We start from the raw sequence: 15,895 nt of genomic DNA on the forward strand, positions 1-15,895 counted from the left end.
GACGATTACAGCTTGACGCCCGCGCCCTTGACGGCCGGCGCGAGCTGGCCGACCTGTTCCTTCACGAAGCCGGCAAAAGCCGGCTGGCTCACGGGCGAGGTGGCGATGCCCAGCTCCGCCATCTTGCGCTTGATGTCGGCGCTGGCGAGGATCTCGTTGACGGCGGTGTTCAGGCGCGCGACCACGTCGGCCGGCATCTTCGCCGGCCCGGAGAGGCCGAAGAAATTGTCCAGGACCAGCTTGCGATGGCCCGTCTCCACCACGCTGGGAATGTCCGGCGCCAGCGGGGAGCGGCTGACCGAGGTCACGGCCAGCGGCACGATCTGGCCGCTCTTGAAGTAGGGCACGAAGGCGGTGATCACGTCGATGCCGACCGGTACCACGCCGGAGATCAGGTCGGTCGTCATCGGTGCGCCGCCGCGGTAGGGCACGTGCACCATGTTGAGGGCCAGCTCCTTCTTCATCAGCTCGCCGTAGATGTGGCCGATGGAGGCGGGGCCGCCGGAGCCGAAGTCGAGCCGGCCGTTCTTCCTGGCCAGCGCCTCGAGGTCGGCGATCGTCTTCAGGCCGGACTTGGGGTTGGCCATCACCACGCAGGGGGCGCTGCCGATCAGCGCGATGTGGGTGAAGCCCTCGACCGGGTCATAGGGCTGCTTTTCCAGCGCGAACGGCCCGATCGAGATCGGCGTGGAGTTGGACAGCATCAGCGTGTAGCCGTCCGCCGGCGCCTGCGCGACCACCAGCCCGCCGACGCTGCCGCCGGCGCCGGGCCGGTTGTCCACCACGAAGGCCTGCCCCAGCTTGCTCCCGAGCTGCTCCGCCAGCACGCGCGCCACGATGTCGCTCGCGCCGCCGGCGGGGAAGGTCACGACGATGCGGATCGGCTTGTCGGGCCAGGCGGCCACGGCGGGCAGGACGACGCTGGCGGCGCCGGCGGAAACCACCTGCAGGAAGCGGCGGCGGCTGGGGGCGGGGCTACGGAGCATGCGGGGTCCTCCATCGGCGGAATGCCGGCGCGGGAGCATGCGACGTGCATGCCACAGCCGTGTTGACGCAAGCCTAACCTTTAGTGAAAAGCTTTACCAGCGGCGGCGGCCACCGCGCCGCGCAACCAGGCGTGGTCGCTGCGCTGCCCCTGGCGCCGATGCCAGAGGGCGTCGACGTGCACCGGCGGCACGTGGAACGGCAGGTCGCGCTGCTCCAGCGCCCCCGACCGGCCGGTGGAACCGATGAAGTGCTTGGGCAGCACCGTCAGCAGGTCGGAGGTTTCCACCACCAGGCCGGCGGTGAAGAACTGGTTGACGGTCAGCACCACGCGCCGGCTCTGGCCGATGGCGGCCAGCGCTTCGTCGATGAAGCCGAAGGGGCGGCCGGAGAAGCTCACCAGCATGTGGCGGGCGGCGCAGAAGCGCTCCAGGGTCAACGGCTGTGCCGCCAGCGGATGGCCCTTGCGCATCACGCACACATAGACGCCGTCATACAGGCGCTCGGACTCGAAGCCGCCCATGCCCGTGGCCTGTTCCTGGGCGGTCATGTCGGCCAGCACGGCCGGGAAATAGCCGACGGCCAGGTCGATCACGCCTTCCTCGAGGATCCGGCGCGGGTCGCGCGTGGTCAGGGGCAGCACCCGCACCGAGATGCCGGGGGCGTCGCGCTCCATGATCTCCACCAGCCCGGGCACGACCTCGGCGGCGGTGGCGTCGGCCATGGCGAGCGTGAAGGTGTTGGTGGCGGCGGCAGCGATGAACTCGCCCGGCGCCAGGGTGGCTTCCAGCTGCCGCAGGGCGTCGCTGACAGCGGGCCAGAGGGCCAGGGCCCGTGGCGTCGGCTCCACGCCGTAGCCGCTGCGCGTCAGCAGCCGGTCGCCGAGGGCATCGCGCAGGCGGTTCAGGGCGTTGCTCACGGCCGGCTGCGTCATCGACAGGTTGCGGGCTGCACGGGTGAGGTTGCGCTCGGCCATGATCTGGTCGAACACCCGCAGCAGGTTGAGGTCCAGGGTGCGGAAGTTGGGCGTTTTCATACGATCAATGAATGATATGCATCACTAATCAAAATTAGGCAAATATCAGGGTGATTCCTAATATTCAAGCACGCACTTGGCAATACCGCCACAAGCAACAGCGTCAAGGGGATCACAAATGGCAAGCTTCATCCGCATCGAATATCCGGCCCAGCACGGTGGCGTCGCCCGCTTCGAAGAGGCGATCAAGGTCATCGGCGGCTTTAGCGCCACGCAGGCCCTGCTGCACGGCCTGGCCGTCCTGGGCACGCCCTTCACCGCCCTGGCCGCCCGCGCTCGCGCCGGCATCGCCGCCTGGCGTGAAGAGCACAAGCAGCGCGAGGAAGACCGCAAGCTGTGGGACCTGGCCCTCACCGACGCCCGCGTCATGGCCGACCTGAGCCGCGCCATGAGCAACGACGCCGCGCGCGACGGCAGCCGCTACTTCTGAGCCCAGCGCCATGGCCGCCGTCCTGACCCACGCCCTGATCGTCGCCGTGGCCCGGGTGATCCAACAGATCCCCAGCCTCGACGATCTCCTCCGCTCCATGAACAGCGGAGATGCGCTGCAAGACGGCAGCCGCTACTTCTGAAGGAATCGCGAATGTCCGCCAGCCTCCACAACAGCCTCATCCACGTGGCCCATCAGCTGGTCCACAGCCTGCCCTCACCCGTGCTGCGCGTCCTGGATGCGTGGTCGCTGCGGGTCGCGCGCCGCCGGGCGCTGCAGCGCCAGCTCAAGTGGCAGCAGCAGAAGGCCGCCACGCAGGCGAATGCCGCCGGCGCCGCGGTGTACCACCTCAAGCCCTGGCGGGACTGAGCCGGAGATCGGCGCCGTCGTTCGACGGCGCTTGCGAACTGGATCGCGAGGCAAGGCCGCCCCCGGGGCGGCTTTTCTCATGGCGCTCGCGCTTTGCCAGCCGCGTCCTACGCGCAATCTCTGCCGTGGCGTACGGATGAACTCCAGCGCTGCAGTAGCCTCATGCACCAAGGTGAATCATGCGCAACCAGGACGAACAGCAGGCGGCCGGCCTTCCGGCCCCGGAAGGTGTCGAACAGGGCTCCGGCGAAGGGGCGGCGTCCGCCCTGGCGCGCCTGCGCAGCCTGGAACGGGCCAAGGCGCAGACCCACGGTGCCGCTGCATCCGCCAATGCGCCCTGGCCGGCGCCGGCCTCAGGCCCGGCCCCGGCGCACGACTGAAGCGAGGCCTTCAGCGCTTCAGCACACCGGCAGCAGGCTGTCGCCGAGGCGCTCGGCCTCTTCGCGCAGCAGGACCACCTTGCGCTGCAGGTCGCGGAACACGTCCAGCGCCTCCAGCAGTTCCGCCCCGCTGACGTCCTCGAAGCTCTTCTCCGCCGACAGCACCAGCAAGGCCATGTGCAGGTAGGAGCGGCAGCGGGCGCGCACCTGGTCCGCGTTGCGGTAGGCGCCGACCGGAGGCAGCACGTCCTCGATGTTGCGGGCCACCGTGGCGATCTCCGCCGCGAGCCCGACCACGTCGAGGCGGACCAGCTCGCGGTCATCCCGCGGCTCTTGCCACCAGCTCCAGGAAGAAGGAACGCGAAACATGTAGCCGCAAGTGTAGTGAGGTAACGACGCGTAATACAACCCGGGAAACGCCGTCCGCACGCCGGCCAGCTACCGCCCGTCTTGGGGCCGCGCGGCTGTCAGGCAGGCAAGCGGGGCGGCTCCTGGCATGGACCCGTGTTCAACCCAGGCAGACTGGTGGAGCGGACGGTTGGAAATGCTCTCTCTCATGGCGGCCGCAGCCGCCGCCGCAGTGTGCAGCGGTGCCGCAGCGGCGTTCTTCTGGAAGCGGCGAGAGGACGAGGACGCCACGCGCCACATTCTGCGCCTGGCCGCGGAGATCGACGGCGTGGCCGTGGGCATCGAAGCCGAGCTGGAGCGCGTCGCCGACGATCCGCCGTGCGTCGTCTTTCGCCAACGCTGCCGTGAAGCGCATGGCAGGTCGGTAGGCGCGATCGCCGTCGGCCAGCGCCTGCGCCTGCAGGAGCGCGAGGCACTCACCACGACCCTGCTGCTGCTGCACGAAGACCACCGCCGGATGGTGGACCTGCGCTCGGAGGTCGACCGCGTGCTGGCCCGCAAGGCGCAGGCAGCCGGCGAGGACCGCAGCCGCGTGATCAGCTTCGGCCGCACCAAGCCCTCGCGCTGGCGGACCAGCGCACTGCTCACGCGGCCCTCGAGCTTCGGTTAGCTGGCGCGAGGCGTTGCCGGCGCTGAGGTCCAGCGCCGGGGTGTGTGCCGCGGCATCGTGTCTTCACGGCGCAGACTTCGCTTGTGCTGCCCGTCCTATACCGTCGACCCGCCCTCGCAGGGAAGATGCGCCGGTGGAGCTTGCGCCGGCGCGGGCACGAAGGAGAACAACGATGGCGCACGAACACCAGCATGGCGAAGGCACCGGCCACGGTGGCGGCAGCCATGCGGGCCATGACCACACCGCGGGAGCCAACGAGCGCTCGCTGAAGATCGCACTGGGCCTCACCACGGCCTTCCTGCTGGTGGAGTTCGTGGGCGGCGTCGTCACGCAGAGTCTCGCGCTCATCTCCGATGCGGCGCACATGCTGACCGATGTCGTGGCCCTGGCCATCGCCCTCATGGCCATCCGCGTCGGCCGGCGCTCGGCGGACGCCCGGCGCACCTTCGGCTACGCGCGCTTCGAGATCCTGGCCGCCGCCTTCAACGCCATGCTGCTGTTCGGCGCGGCCGTCTTCATCGTCTACGAAGCCTGGCTGCGGCTGAAATCGCCGCCCGACATCCAGCCGGCCGGCATGCTGGCGATTGCCGTCGTCGGACTGCTGGTGAACCTGGTGGCGATGAAGGTCCTGGCGGGCGGCCGGGACGAGAGCCTGAACGTCAAGGGCGCCTACCTGGAAGTGTGGAGCGACATGCTCGGTTCGCTCGGCGTCATCGTCGGTGCCGCCATCATCAAGTTCACGGGGTTCGCCTGGGTGGACTCGGTGGTGGCCATCCTCATCGGCCTGTGGGTGCTGCCGCGAACGTGGAGCCTCCTGAAATCGAGCATCAACATCCTCCTGGAGGGGGTGCCCGACGACATCCGGCTGGCGGACGTCCGCCACGCGCTGAGCACGGTGCCCGGCGTGCGGAGCATCCACGACCTTCATGTCTGGGCGCTCTCGAGCGGCAAGGTGAGCCTGACGGCCCACGTCGTGAACGACCCGGACATCGACGCCGAGCGGCACGTCCTCCCGGTCATCCGCGACCGCCTGGCGAAGGACTTCGGCATCACGCACATCACCGTGCAGTGCGAGCTGGAGCCCTGTGGCCAGACGAACGAGGCCCACCACTTCGGGGTGCCCGAAGTCGCTTCGGCCGTCGCTCACGCCCACGACCACGCCCACGACCACGGCCCATGAAAAAGGCCACCGCAGGTGGCCTTCTTCATCCCGGCGCCAGGCGCCTCAGGCGTTCAGGCGCTCCTCGATCTGCGCCTTGGTGGCCGTGAGTTCGGCCGGCAGGTGGTAGGCGAGCTGCTGGAACAGTTCCTGGTGCAACTGCAGTTCCTTGACCCAGGCCTCGCGCTCGACGCCGATCACCTTGGCGAACTGCTCCGGCGTGAACGCCAGGCCCTGCCAGTTCAGCTCCTCGTACTTCGGGCTGATGCCGAACACGTTCTTCGCCCCGGCCGCCTTGCCCTCGATGCGGTCGATCATCCACTTGAGCACGCGCATGTTCTCGCCGTAGCCGGGCCAGACGAACTTGCCGTCGTCGCCCTTGCGGAACCAGTTGGTGGTGAAGATGCGCGGCAGCCTGGCGCCCGTCGCCTCCAGCTTCTTGCCCATGTCGAGCCAGTGCTGGAAGTAGTCGCTCATGTTGTAGCCGGTGAAGGGCAGCATCGCGAACGGGTCGCGGCGCACCACGCCGACCTGGCCGACGATGGCGGCCGTGGTCTCGGAGCCCATGGTCGCGGCCATGTACACGCCTTCGACCCAGCTCTGCGCCTCGGTCACCAGCGGCACGGTGGTGGAGCGGCGGCCGCCGAAGATGAAGGCGTCGATCGGCACGCCGGCCGGATCGTCCCAGGCCGGGTCGAGCACCGGGTTGTTGGTGGCGGCGACGGTGAAGCGCGCGTTCGGATGGGCCGCCTTGGCGCCGGTCTCCTTGCCGATCTGCGGCGTCCAGTCCTTGCCCTGCCAGTCGACCAGGTGCGCGGGCGCCTCGTCGGTCAGGCCTTCCCACCACACGTCGCCGTCATCGGTGAGGGCCACGTTGGTGAAGATCACGTCCTTGTCCAGGCTGCGCAGGCAGTTCGGGTTGGTGTGGATGTTGGTGCCGGGCGCCACGCCGAAGTAGCCCGCTTCCGGGTTGATCGCATACAGGCGGCCGTCCGCGTGCGGCTTGATCCAGGCGATGTCGTCGCCGATGGTCGTGACCTTCCAGCCCTCGAATGCGGCCGGCGGCACCAGCATGGAGAAGTTGGTCTTGCCGCAGGCAGAGGGGAAGGCGGCGGCGATGTGGTACTTCCTGCCCTGCGGGTTGGTCACGCCCAGGATCAGCATGTGCTCGGCGAGCCAGCCCTGGTCGCGCGCCATGTTGGAGGCGATGCGCAGCGCGAAGCACTTCTTGCCCAGGAGCGCGTTGCCGCCGTAGCCGGAGCCGTACGACCAGATCTCGCGCGTCTCGGGGTAGTGCACGATGTACTTGGTCTTGTTGCAGGGCCAGGTGACGTCCTGCTGGCCCGCTTCGAGCGGCGCACCCACGGTGTGCAGGCAGGGCACGAACTCGCCGTCCACGCCCAGCACGTCGTACACCGCCTTGCCCATGCGCGTCATGATCCGCATGTTCACGGCCACATACGGGCTGTCGGACAGCTCGATGCCGATGTGCGAGATGTGCGAGCCCAGGGGGCCCATCGAGAACGGCACGACATACATCGTGCGGCCGCGCATGCAGCCGTCGAACAGGGGCTGCAGCGTGGCGCGCATTTCCGCCGGGGCGACCCAGTTGTTGGTCGGGCCGGCGTCTTCCTTGCGCTGCGAGCAGATGAAGGTGCGGTCTTCCACGCGGGCGACGTCGCTCGGGTCGGACAGGGCCAGGTAGCAGCCGGGACGCTTGACCGGGTCCAGCTTCCTGAAGGTGCCCTTGTCGACCAGCAGCTGGCACAGGCGCTCGTATTCCTCCTGGCTGCCGTCGCACCAGTAGACCTGGTCCGGCTTGCACAGGGCGACCATGTCGGCCACCCAGGCGACCAGGCGGGCGTTCTTGACGAAGGCGGGCGTCTGGAGGTTCAAACCTTGCATGACGGGTGAATTCATCCTCGGGCTCCTGAGTTAAAGCGTGTTTCGAAAAGGAGAGCCCGGCGGGCTGTGTCTCGTCAGCCCGGTGCACGCCCTTTGAAAACAGGCTTTGGCTCCGTCGGCTGCGGGCGGGGCGGGCGCCACCGCTGGGTCGGCTGGAGGGGTGCCCATTTTAGGGATGGGAGCCAGACCGTCCCCGCCGTCCGGGTGCGTTTCCATGCAAAGCGTGCATAGCCTTATGCCTGACCCAAGGCGTGCGGCCGACAAAAAAGCCCCGGCATCGCTGCACGGGGCTTCGGCGTGGACGAGCTGCGCTCAGGCCATGTAGACGGCGATGAACGCCAGCAGGAAGATCAGCGCCGCGCCGACCATCGGCAGGACGATCGGAATGGCCGGGACGACCGCCTCGACGGCATCCTGGGGCTCGAAGTCGTGGCCGTGCTGGGGCGGCTCGTTGGGGCTGGTCATGCGGTCCTCGTTCTCTGGGTTCAGCCGATTTTACCCAAGGCGGGGAGACCGGGCCGTAGGCTGGTGGTGAAGCGCGAAGCGCCGGAACCCCAGCGGTGCGCGAAGCGCTGGGGTTCGGCCTTCGGCGCTCACCTCCAGCCTACGTTCGGCCTTCGGCGCTCACCGCCAGCCTACAGCAGCGCATACGTCACCGACGCCCGGCACGCGCTCTTGCCATCCTCGGCCCCCCGGATGTCGATCTCCCCGAACGCGAGCGTCTTGCCGCTGCGGATCACGCGCGCCTGCACCAGCGCATCCTGCCCCGACAGGGGCTTGAGGAAGCTCGTGTTCATCTGCACCGTGGTGCAGGGCCGGAAGGCGCCGAACCGGTGGATCAGGGCCAGCACCATGGCGGTATCGGCCGCAGCCATCATGGCCTGGCCGCACAACATGCCGCCCACGCGCGACAGCTTTTCGTCCTGCGGCAGGCGCAGGGTGACGCTGTCCGCATCGAGGGATTCCACCCGCAGGCCGAGCGCCTGAACCCAGGGCGCGAAGTACTCCGCCAGGGCGGCCTGCAGCGTCTGCGGCTCCATCACTCCTCCTCGGCCTGGAAGCCGGCGCCGCGCAGGGCCTCCAGCAGCAGCTGGACGTGTTCGCGGCCACGGGTCTGCACCACCAGTTCGATCTCGACGTTCTGGGCCGCCAGCAGCGTGAAGGCGCGCTGGTGGTGGACTTCGTCGATGTTGGCGCCCGCCTCGCTGACCACGCCGGTGATCTTCGCCAGCGAGCCGGGCACGTCGCGCGCGCACACCTTCAGCCGCGCCAGCCGCCCGGCACGCACCATGCCGCGGTGGATGATGGCCGCCAGCAGCATCGGGTCGAGGTTGCCGCCGCCCAGCACCAGGCCGACCTTGCGGCCGGCGTAGGCGGCCGGATCCTTCATCACGGCGGCGAGCGGCGCGGCGCCGGCGCCTTCGACCAGGGTCTTCTCGTAATCCAGCAGCATCACGATGGCCTGCTCGATGTCGCCCTCGTCGACCAGCACCAGGTCGTCGACGTAGCGCTCCACCAGCTTCTGCGTCAGCGTTCCGGGCCGGCCGACGGCGATGCCTTCCGCGATGGTGGGCCCGCCGGGCGGCACGTCCGCGTGCTTGATCGCGTTGTACATGTTGGGAAAGCGCAGCGTCTGCACGCCGATCACGCGGATGCCGGGCTTCAGCCCCTTGGCCGCCGCCGCGATGCCGCCGACCAGGCCGCCGCCGCCGACCGCCACGACCAGAGTATCGAGCTGCGGCACGGCCTCCAGCATTTCCAGCGCCACCGTTCCCTGGCCGGCGATGATCGCCTCGTCGTCGTAGGGGTGGACCAGCGTGAGATGCTCGCGCTGGGCCACTTCCATCGCGTGCACGCGCGACTCCTCCAGCGTGTCGCCATGCAGCACCACCTCGGCGCCGAACTTGCGGGTGCGCTCCACCTTCACCATCGGCGTGAACCGCGGCATGACGATCACGGCGCGCAAGCCAAGCCGCTGGGCATGGTAGGCCACGCCCTGGGCGTGGTTGCCGGCGCTCATGGCGATCACGCCGCGCTGCTTCTCCTCGCTGCTGAGTTGCACCAGCTTGTTGCACGCCCCGCGCTCCTTGAAGGAGGCGGTGAACTGCAGGTTCTCGAATTTCAGGAACACCTGGCAGCCGGCCATCTGCGACAGGGTGCGCGATTCCACGCACGGCGTGGCGAGCACCTGGCCATGCAGGCGGGCGGCGGCGGCGCGGATCTCGGGCAGGCCGGTCATGGGGCCCATTGTGGCCCCCGGCCGGCCGGCGCGGGACCGGCCGCCGGTTCTTCCATGTAGCATCAACTCGCGCTATCGTTGGCGCGCTCCCCCTGCCCGCCAGACCCGGAGGTCGATTGGCCAAGCGTTCGCTGGATCCCCAAGTGCTGCCCTCGCCGGGCCTCAAGGAGGCACCGGTGCTGGACCTGATGTGTTCGCACTTCGTGCTGACGCTGGCGGCCAAGCAGGGGGCGAAGTTCAACGTGCGGCGCGACCTCAACGGACTGCTGTCGCTGGCAGGCCGCCATCTCGTCTGGCCGCCCCCTTCGCTGGAGAGGCTGCGCGAGTTCCTGGCCCGCCGCTGCAAGGACAACGAATTCTGGCGCGGCCACGAGCAGCTCTCCACCCGGGAATTCCTGGAGCGCCACGGCGTCTGGCGCGGGCCGTACGAGGAAGGCACGCTGTTCTTCTACCTGGACGAATACGCCAAGGACCAGCCCAAGGACCTGCTGTCGGTGCTCACGGTCACCGGCGAATGGCTCACGCACGCGCTGAAGAAGCACTCCACCCTGGTGGAGAAGAACATCGACGCCCTGGCCAACCTGCTGCAGTTGAACAAGGCCGAGCGCGCCCTGCTGCTGTACGGCACGCTGGCGCGCTACCAGCGCGACCTGCGCAGCCTGCTGGTCGAATTCAAGGTGAACAACGCGCCGGAGGCCTACGCCGCCATCGCGGAGGTCGCCGGCGTGAGCGCCGCCGATGTCGGCGAGGCGCTGCGGGCCGGCTCGCGGCTGGAACGCATCGGCCTGGTGGAGAACCTGATCTCCGAGCACAACATCACGGACCTGGCGGACCTGATGAAGGTCAGCGAGAAGCTGCCGCCGGTGCTGATGCGCGAATACCGGGACCAGAGCGAGCTGATGGCGGTGTTCACGCGGCCGTCGGCCAAGAGCACCCTGACGCTGGACGACTTCTCCTTCGTCGCCGAGGACGCGAGCGTGCTGCGCAACATGCTGCGCCGCGCGGTCGAATCCAAGGAGCCGGGCGTGAACGTGCTGCTGTACGGGCCGCCCGGCACCGGCAAGACGGAGCTGGCCAAGGTGGTGGCGCAGGCCGCCGGCCTGGAGCTGTTCGAGGTCGAATACGCCGACCGCGACGGCAACTCGCTGTCCGGCCGCGACCGCTACCGGTCGCTGCAGATCGCGCAGGTGTTCCTCAAGGGCAGCGCCCAGGCCGCGCTGCTGTTCGACGAGGTGGAGGACGTGTTTCCACCGATCTCCAGCGAGGCCGCGCAGATGATGGCCCGCGCCGAGCAGGTGGTGGCGCCGCCTTCCGGCAGCGTGAGCGGCAAGGCCTGGGTCAACCAGATCCTGGAAACCAACCCGGTGCCGACCATCTGGGTCACCAACCGGATCGAGCAGATCGACCCGGCGTTCCGGCGCCGCTTCGCCTACCACCTCGAACTGAAGTCGCCGCCGCCCGGCGCCCGCGAGGGCATCGTGCGCAAGACGCTCGAGGGCGTCGAAGTGTCGGCAGCCTTCATCGCCAAGCTCACCGAACGCAAGGGGCTGACGCCGGCGCAGATCCGCACCGCGGTGCGCTTCGCCGGGCTGGCGGCCGCCGAGAGCATCGGCGTGGAAGAACTGATAGAGCGCCAGCTGCGCAACGCCGACCGCGCCCTGGGCACGCGCAGCGCGGACGCCGGCGCGCGCCGCAGCGTCACCACCTACGACCTCGACATGCTGAACGTGGAGTCGCGCTTCGAGGTGCCGCGCATCGTGGAGGCGCTGCGCTCGCGCGGCCACGGCACCCTGTGCTTCTACGGCGCGCCGGGCACCGGCAAGACGGCGCTGGCCGAGCACATCGCCCGCAGCCTCGACCGCCCCTTGCTGATCAAGCAGGCCAGCGACCTCATGAGCAAGTTCGTGGGCGAGACCGAGCAGAACATGGCCGCCATGTTCCGCGAGGCCGAGTCGGAAAAGGCCATCCTGCTGCTGGACGAAGCCGACAGCTTCCTGCAGGACCGCCGGGGCGCCCAGCGCACCTACGAGGTCACCGAAGTCAACGAGATGCTGCAGGGCATGGAGCGCTTCGCCGGCATCTTCGTCTGCACCACCAACCTGATGGAGCGCATCGACCAGGCGGCGCTGCGGCGCTTCGCCTTCAAGATCCGCTTCAAGCCGCTCACGGGCGCGCAGCGCGAGAAGATGTTCGTGACGGAGGCGCTCGGCGGCGATGCGGCGCTGCTGGCGCCCGAGGCCGCGGCGCGGCTGGCGCGGCTGGACCAGCTTTGCCCGGGCGACTTCGCCGCCGTGAAGCGGCAGGTGGAGATCCTGGCCGCGCAGCTCACGCCGGAGGAATTCCTGGAGCAGCTGGAGGCGGAACACCGGATCAAGCCGGAGGTGCGGGAGGCGCGGAGCATCGGGTTCGTGCAATAACCGTCATCCCCGCGCAGGCGGGGATCCAGGAAGCGCGCATAGCGCGCTCATCGGGAGCCCTGGATTCCCGCCTCCGCGGGTATGACGGGGGGGCGGCTACCCCAGCGCCTGCAGCACGTCCAGCACCCCCGGGCCGTACGTTTCCAGCTTCTTCGCCCCGATCCCGCTCACGCCTTCCAGGTCACCGAGCGAACGCGGGGCGAGCGCCGCGATCGCCGCCAGCGTCGCGTCGTGGAAGATCACGTAGGCCGGCAGGTTGTGCTCGCGGGCCATGCGCGTGCGCCACTCCTTCAGCGCGGCGAAGCGCTGCTGCGCGTCGCCCGTGAGGCTCGCTGCCGCGGCGGGCACCGCCGACCTCGCGCCAGCGCGCTCGCGTCGGCGCGAACGCCCCGCCGGCTGCATGATCGACTCGCGCAGCCGCACCGGCTGCTCGCCCTTGAGCACCGCGCGCGAGGCCGCCGTCAGGTGCAGGGTGTTGAAGGACGAAGCATCCACCGCCAGCGCGCCGGTCGCGATCAGCTGGCGCAGCACGCCGCGCAACTGCGCCTCCGAGAACTCCGCGCCGATGCCGAAGGTGGACAGGCGCTGGTGCCCGAACTGCTGCACCTTCTCGGTTTCCTTGCCGCGCAGGATGTCCATGATGTGGCCGGCGCCGAAATGCAGGCCGCTGGCCTGCTGCACGCGGTAGACCGTGGACAGCAGCATGCGCGCCGCCTCCGTCCCATCCCACACCGCCGGCGGGTTCAGGCAGTTGTCGCAGTTGCCGCAGGGCTGCGACCGCTCGCCGAAGTACGCCAGCAGCCGCACGCGCCGGCAGTCCGTGGCCTCGGCCAGGGCCAGCAGCGCATCGAGCTTGCCGCGCTGCACCTGCTTGAATTCCTCGGCTGCCGGGCTCTCGTCGATCATGCGGCGCTGGTTCACCACGTCCTGCAGGCCATAGGCCATCCAGGCGTCCGAAGGCAATCCGTCGCGGCCGGCGCGGCCGGTTTCCTGGTAGTAGCCCTCGATGTTCTTGGGCAGGTCGAGGTGGGCGACGAAGCGCACGTCCGGCTTGTCGATGCCCATGCCGAAGGCGATGGTGGCCGTCATCACCACGCCGTCGTCGCGCAGGAAGCGGTCCTGGTGGCGCTGGCGCACCTGCGCGTCGAGCCCGGCGTGGTACGGGAGCGCATCCAGGCCTTCGCGGCACAGCAATTCGGCGACTTCCTCCACCCGCTTGCGCGACTGGCAGTAGACGATGCCGGCCTCGCCCGCGTGCTCGCCCTCGATGAAGCGCAGCAGCTGCAGCGTCGGATCCTTCTTCTCGGCAATCGTGTAGCGGATGTTCGGCCGGTCGAAGCTGCTGACGAACTGGCGCGCCTGCCCAAGCTGCAGGTGGGCCACGATGTCCTCGCGCGTCACGCCGTCCGCCGTGGCGGTGAGGGCGATGCGCGGCACGTCGGCGTAGCGCCCGTGCAGCAGCGCCAGCCCGCGGTACTCGGGCCGGAAGTCGTGGCCCCACTGGCTGACGCAGTGCGCCTCGTCGATGGCGAACAGCGACAGCTTGCCCTGTGCATGCATCGCATCGAGCAGCGCCAGGAAGCGCGGCGTGGTCACCCGTTCCGGCGCCGCATAGAGCAGCGTGAGCTCGCCGCGGGCGAGCCGCCGCTCCACCGCGTTGGCCTCCTCCATCGAGAGCGAGGAGTTGAGGAAGGCGGCCTGCACCCCGGCCTCGTGCAGGGCGCCGACCTGGTCGTGCATCAGCGCGATCAGCGGCGAGACCACGATGGTCGTGCCGTGGCCGGCCTGCTGGCGGGCCAGCGCCGGGATCTGGTAGCACAGCGACTTGCCGCCGCCGGTGGGCATGAGCACGAGCGCATCGCCGCCGGCGATGACGTGGTCGACGATCTCGGCCTGCTGCCCGCGGAAGGCGGGGTAGCCGAAGACGTCTTTGAGGAGGGCGAGAGCGGTGGCCAAGCGGTGATTCTCCCTGACGCCGCCTGTCCAACGCGCCGTCCGTAGAATGGGCCGACCATGAAACCTGTGATCTATACCCGTGGCCAGGCCCTGCCGGAACTCCTCGCGCAGCGCATCCTGATCCTCGATGGCGCCATGGGCACCATGATCCAGCGCTTCAGGCTCGGCGAGCAGGATTTCCGCGGCCAACGCTTCCAGGACCATCCGAGGGACCTGAAGAACAACAGCGACCTGCTGGTCCTCACCCGCCCGGAAGTGATCCGCGACATCCACGAGGGCTACCTCGCCGCCGGCGCCGACATCATCGAGACCAACACCTTCGGCGCAAACCGGATCGCGCAGGAGGACTACGGCCTGGGCGAGCTGGCGCGCGAGATGAATGTCGCCGCCGCGAAGCTGGCACGCAGCGCCGCCGACAAATTCGCCACGCCGGACAAGCCGCGCTTCGTGGCCGGCGCGCTCGGCCCGACGCCGCGCACGGCCAGCATCAGCCCCGACGTGAACGATCCCGGCGCCCGCAACGTGGACTTCGAGCAGCTGCGCGCGGCCTACCACGAACAGGTCGAAGGTCTGGTCGAGGGCGGCGTCGACCTGCTGCTGGTCGAGACCATCTTCGACACGCTCAACGCCAAGGCGGCCCTGTTCGCGATCGACGAATACTTCGCCGCCAGCGGCCAGCGCCTGCCGGTCATCATCAGCGGCACGGTGACTGACGCGTCCGGTCGCATCCTGAGCGGCCAGACCGTCACGGCCTTCTGGTACAGCGTCCGTCACGCGCAGCCGCTGGCCGTCGGCCTGAACTGCGCGCTGGGTGCGGCGCTGATGCGGCCCTACATCCAGGAGCTGTCCCGGGTCGCGCCGGACACGTTCATCAGTTGCTACCCGAACGCCGGACTGCCCAATCCGATGAGCGAAACCGGCTTCGACGAGACGCCGGAGGTCACCTCGCGCCTGCTGCACGAATTCGCGGCCGAGGGGCTGGTGAACATCGTGGGCGGCTGCTGCGGGACGACGCCGGACCACATCGCGGCGATCCGCCAGGCGGTGCAGCCGCTGGCTGCGCGCGCGACGCAGCGCGAGCCCTTCTACAAGGAAGCCGCGTAGAGCGGCCCCTTCTTCTTCGACGCCATCCCTCGTGAGGATGCCTGCCGGGTCGGCCAGCGGGCGGTGACCCGCTGGCGCCTCGCATCGCGGCCGGGGCCGGTAAGCCCTCGGTGCCATGCAGGAAGTGTGCGGCGCAGGGCGGAGAAAGTCTTGCTGAATTTGCGGCGCTTCGCCGAGGATGCAGAAAAGCTTCCTGCAGTGAGCAATTGGGCAGAGAATCCTGCGGCATGGACGCCATCGACCGCAAAATCCTCGCCGTGCTGCAGCAGGACGCCCGCGCCAGCCTGCAGCAGATCGGACAGGCCGTCGGCCTGAGCGCCTCGCCTTGCTGGGAGCGCATCCGCAAGATGGAGCAGGCCGGCGTGATCGAGGGCTACACCGTGCGCCTGAACGCGCAGGGCCTGGGCCTGAACGACACGGTGCTGGTGCAGGTCACCCTGGACAGCCACACCGACAACACGCTGGAGAAGTTCGGCGAGACGCTGGCGGCGATCCCCGAGGTGGTCGAGGCCTATCTCGTCTCCGGCGAGTACGACTACCTGCTGCGCGTGGCGGTGAAGGACACGCGCGACTACGAGCGGCTGCTGCGCGAGAAGCTGTACAAGATCAAGGGCATCCGCCACAGCAAGTCGTCGTTCGTGCTGCGGACGCTGAAGAAGGCGGATCTGCCTTTGTGAGCGTGCTGGGTGCGTAGGCTGGCGGTGGAGCGGTAGCGAAACCCCAGCGATGCGCGCGCAAGCGCTGGGGTTCGGCGCTGCGCGCGCTCACCGCCAGCCTACGATCCCGCGATCCCGCTGGTAAAATGCGCCCAGCTCAAGGAGCGCTGCAGCGGTCTTCGCGACCGTCAGGCTTGAGATGGATCCCAACCGCGCTCACCCGGACCCCCAACGAGGTGAGT

Annotated in this window: 17 protein-coding genes and 1 riboswitch; of the genes, 9 read left to right on the plus strand and 8 right to left on the minus strand. The window is 69.1% G+C overall.

From position 1 onward, the window contains the following. Positions 1 to 5 precede the first annotated feature (5 nt). Positions 6 to 986: a Bug family tripartite tricarboxylate transporter substrate binding protein gene (locus JI746_RS17940; RefSeq protein WP_201691493.1), complete on the minus strand. Its 981-nt coding sequence runs from the start codon at positions 984 to 986 to the stop codon at positions 6 to 8. An 80-nt stretch (positions 987 to 1,066) separates the two neighbouring features. Further along, positions 1,067 to 2,020, minus strand: coding sequence for a LysR family transcriptional regulator (locus tag JI746_RS17945; RefSeq protein ID WP_201691495.1), 954 nt, complete (start codon positions 2,018 to 2,020; stop codon positions 1,067 to 1,069). Between the two features lie 118 nt (positions 2,021 to 2,138). On the opposite strand from JI746_RS17945, the gene JI746_RS17950 reads away from it, so the two are divergent. The 4 genes from JI746_RS17950 (at position 2,139) to JI746_RS17960 (ending at position 3,199) form a co-directional block, all read left to right on the plus strand. After that, entirely contained in the window at positions 2,139 to 2,450 is a 312-nt protein-coding gene (locus JI746_RS17950) for a hypothetical protein (RefSeq protein WP_201691497.1), read from the plus strand. Between the two features lie 10 nt (positions 2,451 to 2,460). After that, a complete protein-coding gene (locus JI746_RS28040) occupies positions 2,461 to 2,592 on the plus strand; it encodes a hypothetical protein (RefSeq protein WP_269129472.1) in 132 nt (43 codons plus the stop codon). Between the two features lie 11 nt (positions 2,593 to 2,603). After that, positions 2,604 to 2,819: a hypothetical protein gene (locus tag JI746_RS17955; RefSeq protein WP_201691499.1), complete on the plus strand. Its 216-nt coding sequence runs from the start codon at positions 2,604 to 2,606 to the stop codon at positions 2,817 to 2,819. Between the two features lie 179 nt (positions 2,820 to 2,998). Then, positions 2,999 to 3,199 (plus strand): hypothetical protein, encoded by a 201-nt coding sequence (locus tag JI746_RS17960; protein ID WP_201691501.1) that lies wholly within the window; start codon positions 2,999 to 3,001, stop codon positions 3,197 to 3,199. An 18-nt stretch (positions 3,200 to 3,217) separates the two neighbouring features. Here JI746_RS17960 and JI746_RS17965 read toward each other — a convergent pair whose 3' ends face one another. Beyond that, the gene (locus tag JI746_RS17965; protein ID WP_201691503.1) at positions 3,218 to 3,568 is read right to left on the minus strand and encodes a hypothetical protein; all 351 of its coding nucleotides are present in this window, start codon (positions 3,566 to 3,568) and stop codon (positions 3,218 to 3,220) included. A gap of 187 nt (positions 3,569 to 3,755) precedes the next feature. Between JI746_RS17965 and JI746_RS17970 the strand changes: the two genes are divergently transcribed. Together JI746_RS17970 and JI746_RS17975 are read left to right on the plus strand one after the other, a co-directional pair. Then, entirely contained in the window at positions 3,756 to 4,217 is a 462-nt protein-coding gene (locus tag JI746_RS17970; RefSeq protein WP_201691505.1) for a hypothetical protein, read from the plus strand. Positions 4,218 to 4,389: 172 nt separating this feature from the next. Further along, on the plus strand, positions 4,390 to 5,397 hold the full coding sequence (locus tag JI746_RS17975; protein ID WP_201691506.1) for a cation diffusion facilitator family transporter: 1,008 nt from the start codon (positions 4,390 to 4,392) through the stop codon (positions 5,395 to 5,397). Between the two features lie 45 nt (positions 5,398 to 5,442). On the opposite strand, the gene JI746_RS17980 is transcribed toward JI746_RS17975, so the two are convergent. The 4 genes from JI746_RS17980 to JI746_RS17995 all read right to left on the minus strand — a co-directional run bounded on the left by JI746_RS17980 (position 5,443) and on the right by JI746_RS17995 (position 9,520). Beyond that, positions 5,443 to 7,296, minus strand: a complete 1,854-nt coding sequence (locus tag JI746_RS17980; RefSeq protein ID WP_201691508.1) for a phosphoenolpyruvate carboxykinase (GTP) — start codon at positions 7,294 to 7,296, stop codon at positions 5,443 to 5,445. A 297-nt stretch (positions 7,297 to 7,593) separates the two neighbouring features. Then, positions 7,594 to 7,746, minus strand: a complete 153-nt coding sequence (locus JI746_RS17985; protein WP_201691511.1) for a hypothetical protein — start codon at positions 7,744 to 7,746, stop codon at positions 7,594 to 7,596. Positions 7,747 to 7,916: 170 nt separating this feature from the next. Next, positions 7,917 to 8,321 (minus strand): PaaI family thioesterase, encoded by a 405-nt coding sequence (locus JI746_RS17990; RefSeq protein WP_201691513.1) that lies wholly within the window; start codon positions 8,319 to 8,321, stop codon positions 7,917 to 7,919. Then, positions 8,321 to 9,520, minus strand: a complete 1,200-nt coding sequence (locus tag JI746_RS17995) for a threonine ammonia-lyase (protein WP_201691515.1) — start codon at positions 9,518 to 9,520, stop codon at positions 8,321 to 8,323. Before JI746_RS17995 ends, JI746_RS17990 begins: the two co-directional genes overlap by 1 nt. A 116-nt stretch (positions 9,521 to 9,636) precedes the next feature. On the opposite strand from JI746_RS17995, the gene JI746_RS18000 reads away from it, so the two are divergent. Further along, positions 9,637 to 11,937 (plus strand): ATP-binding protein, encoded by a 2,301-nt coding sequence (locus JI746_RS18000; RefSeq protein WP_236599939.1) that lies wholly within the window; start codon positions 9,637 to 9,639, stop codon positions 11,935 to 11,937. Between the two features lie 96 nt (positions 11,938 to 12,033). Here JI746_RS18000 and recQ read toward each other — a convergent pair whose 3' ends face one another. Beyond that, on the minus strand, positions 12,034 to 13,893 hold the full coding sequence (gene recQ, locus JI746_RS18005; RefSeq protein WP_201691517.1) for a DNA helicase RecQ: 1,860 nt from the start codon (positions 13,891 to 13,893) through the stop codon (positions 12,034 to 12,036). 57 nt (positions 13,894 to 13,950) lie between these two features. On the opposite strand from recQ, the gene JI746_RS18010 reads away from it, so the two are divergent. Both JI746_RS18010 and JI746_RS18015 read left to right on the plus strand, forming a co-directional pair. After that, a complete protein-coding gene (locus JI746_RS18010) occupies positions 13,951 to 14,997 on the plus strand; it encodes a homocysteine S-methyltransferase family protein (protein ID WP_201691519.1) in 1,047 nt (348 codons plus the stop codon). A 227-nt stretch (positions 14,998 to 15,224) separates the two neighbouring features. Then, positions 15,225 to 15,674 (plus strand): Lrp/AsnC family transcriptional regulator, encoded by a 450-nt coding sequence (locus JI746_RS18015; protein WP_201691521.1) that lies wholly within the window; start codon positions 15,225 to 15,227, stop codon positions 15,672 to 15,674. A 132-nt stretch (positions 15,675 to 15,806) separates the two neighbouring features. Further along, positions 15,807 to 15,878: riboswitch (S-adenosyl-L-homocysteine riboswitch) on the plus strand. Positions 15,879 to 15,895 lie beyond the last annotated feature (17 nt).

The sequence above is a fragment of the Ramlibacter alkalitolerans genome (genome assembly GCF_016722765.1).
Classification (GTDB): domain Bacteria; phylum Pseudomonadota; class Gammaproteobacteria; order Burkholderiales; family Burkholderiaceae_C; genus Ramlibacter; species Ramlibacter alkalitolerans.

Coding starts and splice junctions, on each gene's coding strand:
- JI746_RS17940 (WP_201691493.1), bottom strand. CDS start 986: ATGCTCCGTAGCCCCGCCCCCAGCCGCCGCCGCTTCCTGCAGGTGGTT.
- JI746_RS17945 (WP_201691495.1), bottom strand. CDS start 2,020: ATGAAAACGCCCAACTTCCGCACCCTGGACCTCAACCTGCTGCGGGTG.
- JI746_RS17950 (WP_201691497.1), top strand. CDS start 2,139: ATGGCAAGCTTCATCCGCATCGAATATCCGGCCCAGCACGGTGGCGTC.
- JI746_RS28040 (WP_269129472.1), top strand. CDS start 2,461: ATGGCCGCCGTCCTGACCCACGCCCTGATCGTCGCCGTGGCCCGGGTG.
- JI746_RS17955 (WP_201691499.1), top strand. CDS start 2,604: ATGTCCGCCAGCCTCCACAACAGCCTCATCCACGTGGCCCATCAGCTG.
- JI746_RS17960 (WP_201691501.1), top strand. CDS start 2,999: ATGCGCAACCAGGACGAACAGCAGGCGGCCGGCCTTCCGGCCCCGGAA.
- JI746_RS17965 (WP_201691503.1), bottom strand. CDS start 3,568: ATGTTTCGCGTTCCTTCTTCCTGGAGCTGGTGGCAAGAGCCGCGGGAT.
- JI746_RS17970 (WP_201691505.1), top strand. CDS start 3,756: ATGGCGGCCGCAGCCGCCGCCGCAGTGTGCAGCGGTGCCGCAGCGGCG.
- JI746_RS17975 (WP_201691506.1), top strand. CDS start 4,390: ATGGCGCACGAACACCAGCATGGCGAAGGCACCGGCCACGGTGGCGGC.
- JI746_RS17980 (WP_201691508.1), bottom strand. CDS start 7,296: ATGAATTCACCCGTCATGCAAGGTTTGAACCTCCAGACGCCCGCCTTC.
- JI746_RS17985 (WP_201691511.1), bottom strand. CDS start 7,746: ATGACCAGCCCCAACGAGCCGCCCCAGCACGGCCACGACTTCGAGCCC.
- JI746_RS17990 (WP_201691513.1), bottom strand. CDS start 8,321: ATGGAGCCGCAGACGCTGCAGGCCGCCCTGGCGGAGTACTTCGCGCCC.
- JI746_RS17995 (WP_201691515.1), bottom strand. CDS start 9,520: ATGACCGGCCTGCCCGAGATCCGCGCCGCCGCCGCCCGCCTGCATGGC.
- JI746_RS18010 (WP_201691519.1), top strand. CDS start 13,951: ATGAAACCTGTGATCTATACCCGTGGCCAGGCCCTGCCGGAACTCCTC.
- JI746_RS18015 (WP_201691521.1), top strand. CDS start 15,225: ATGGACGCCATCGACCGCAAAATCCTCGCCGTGCTGCAGCAGGACGCC.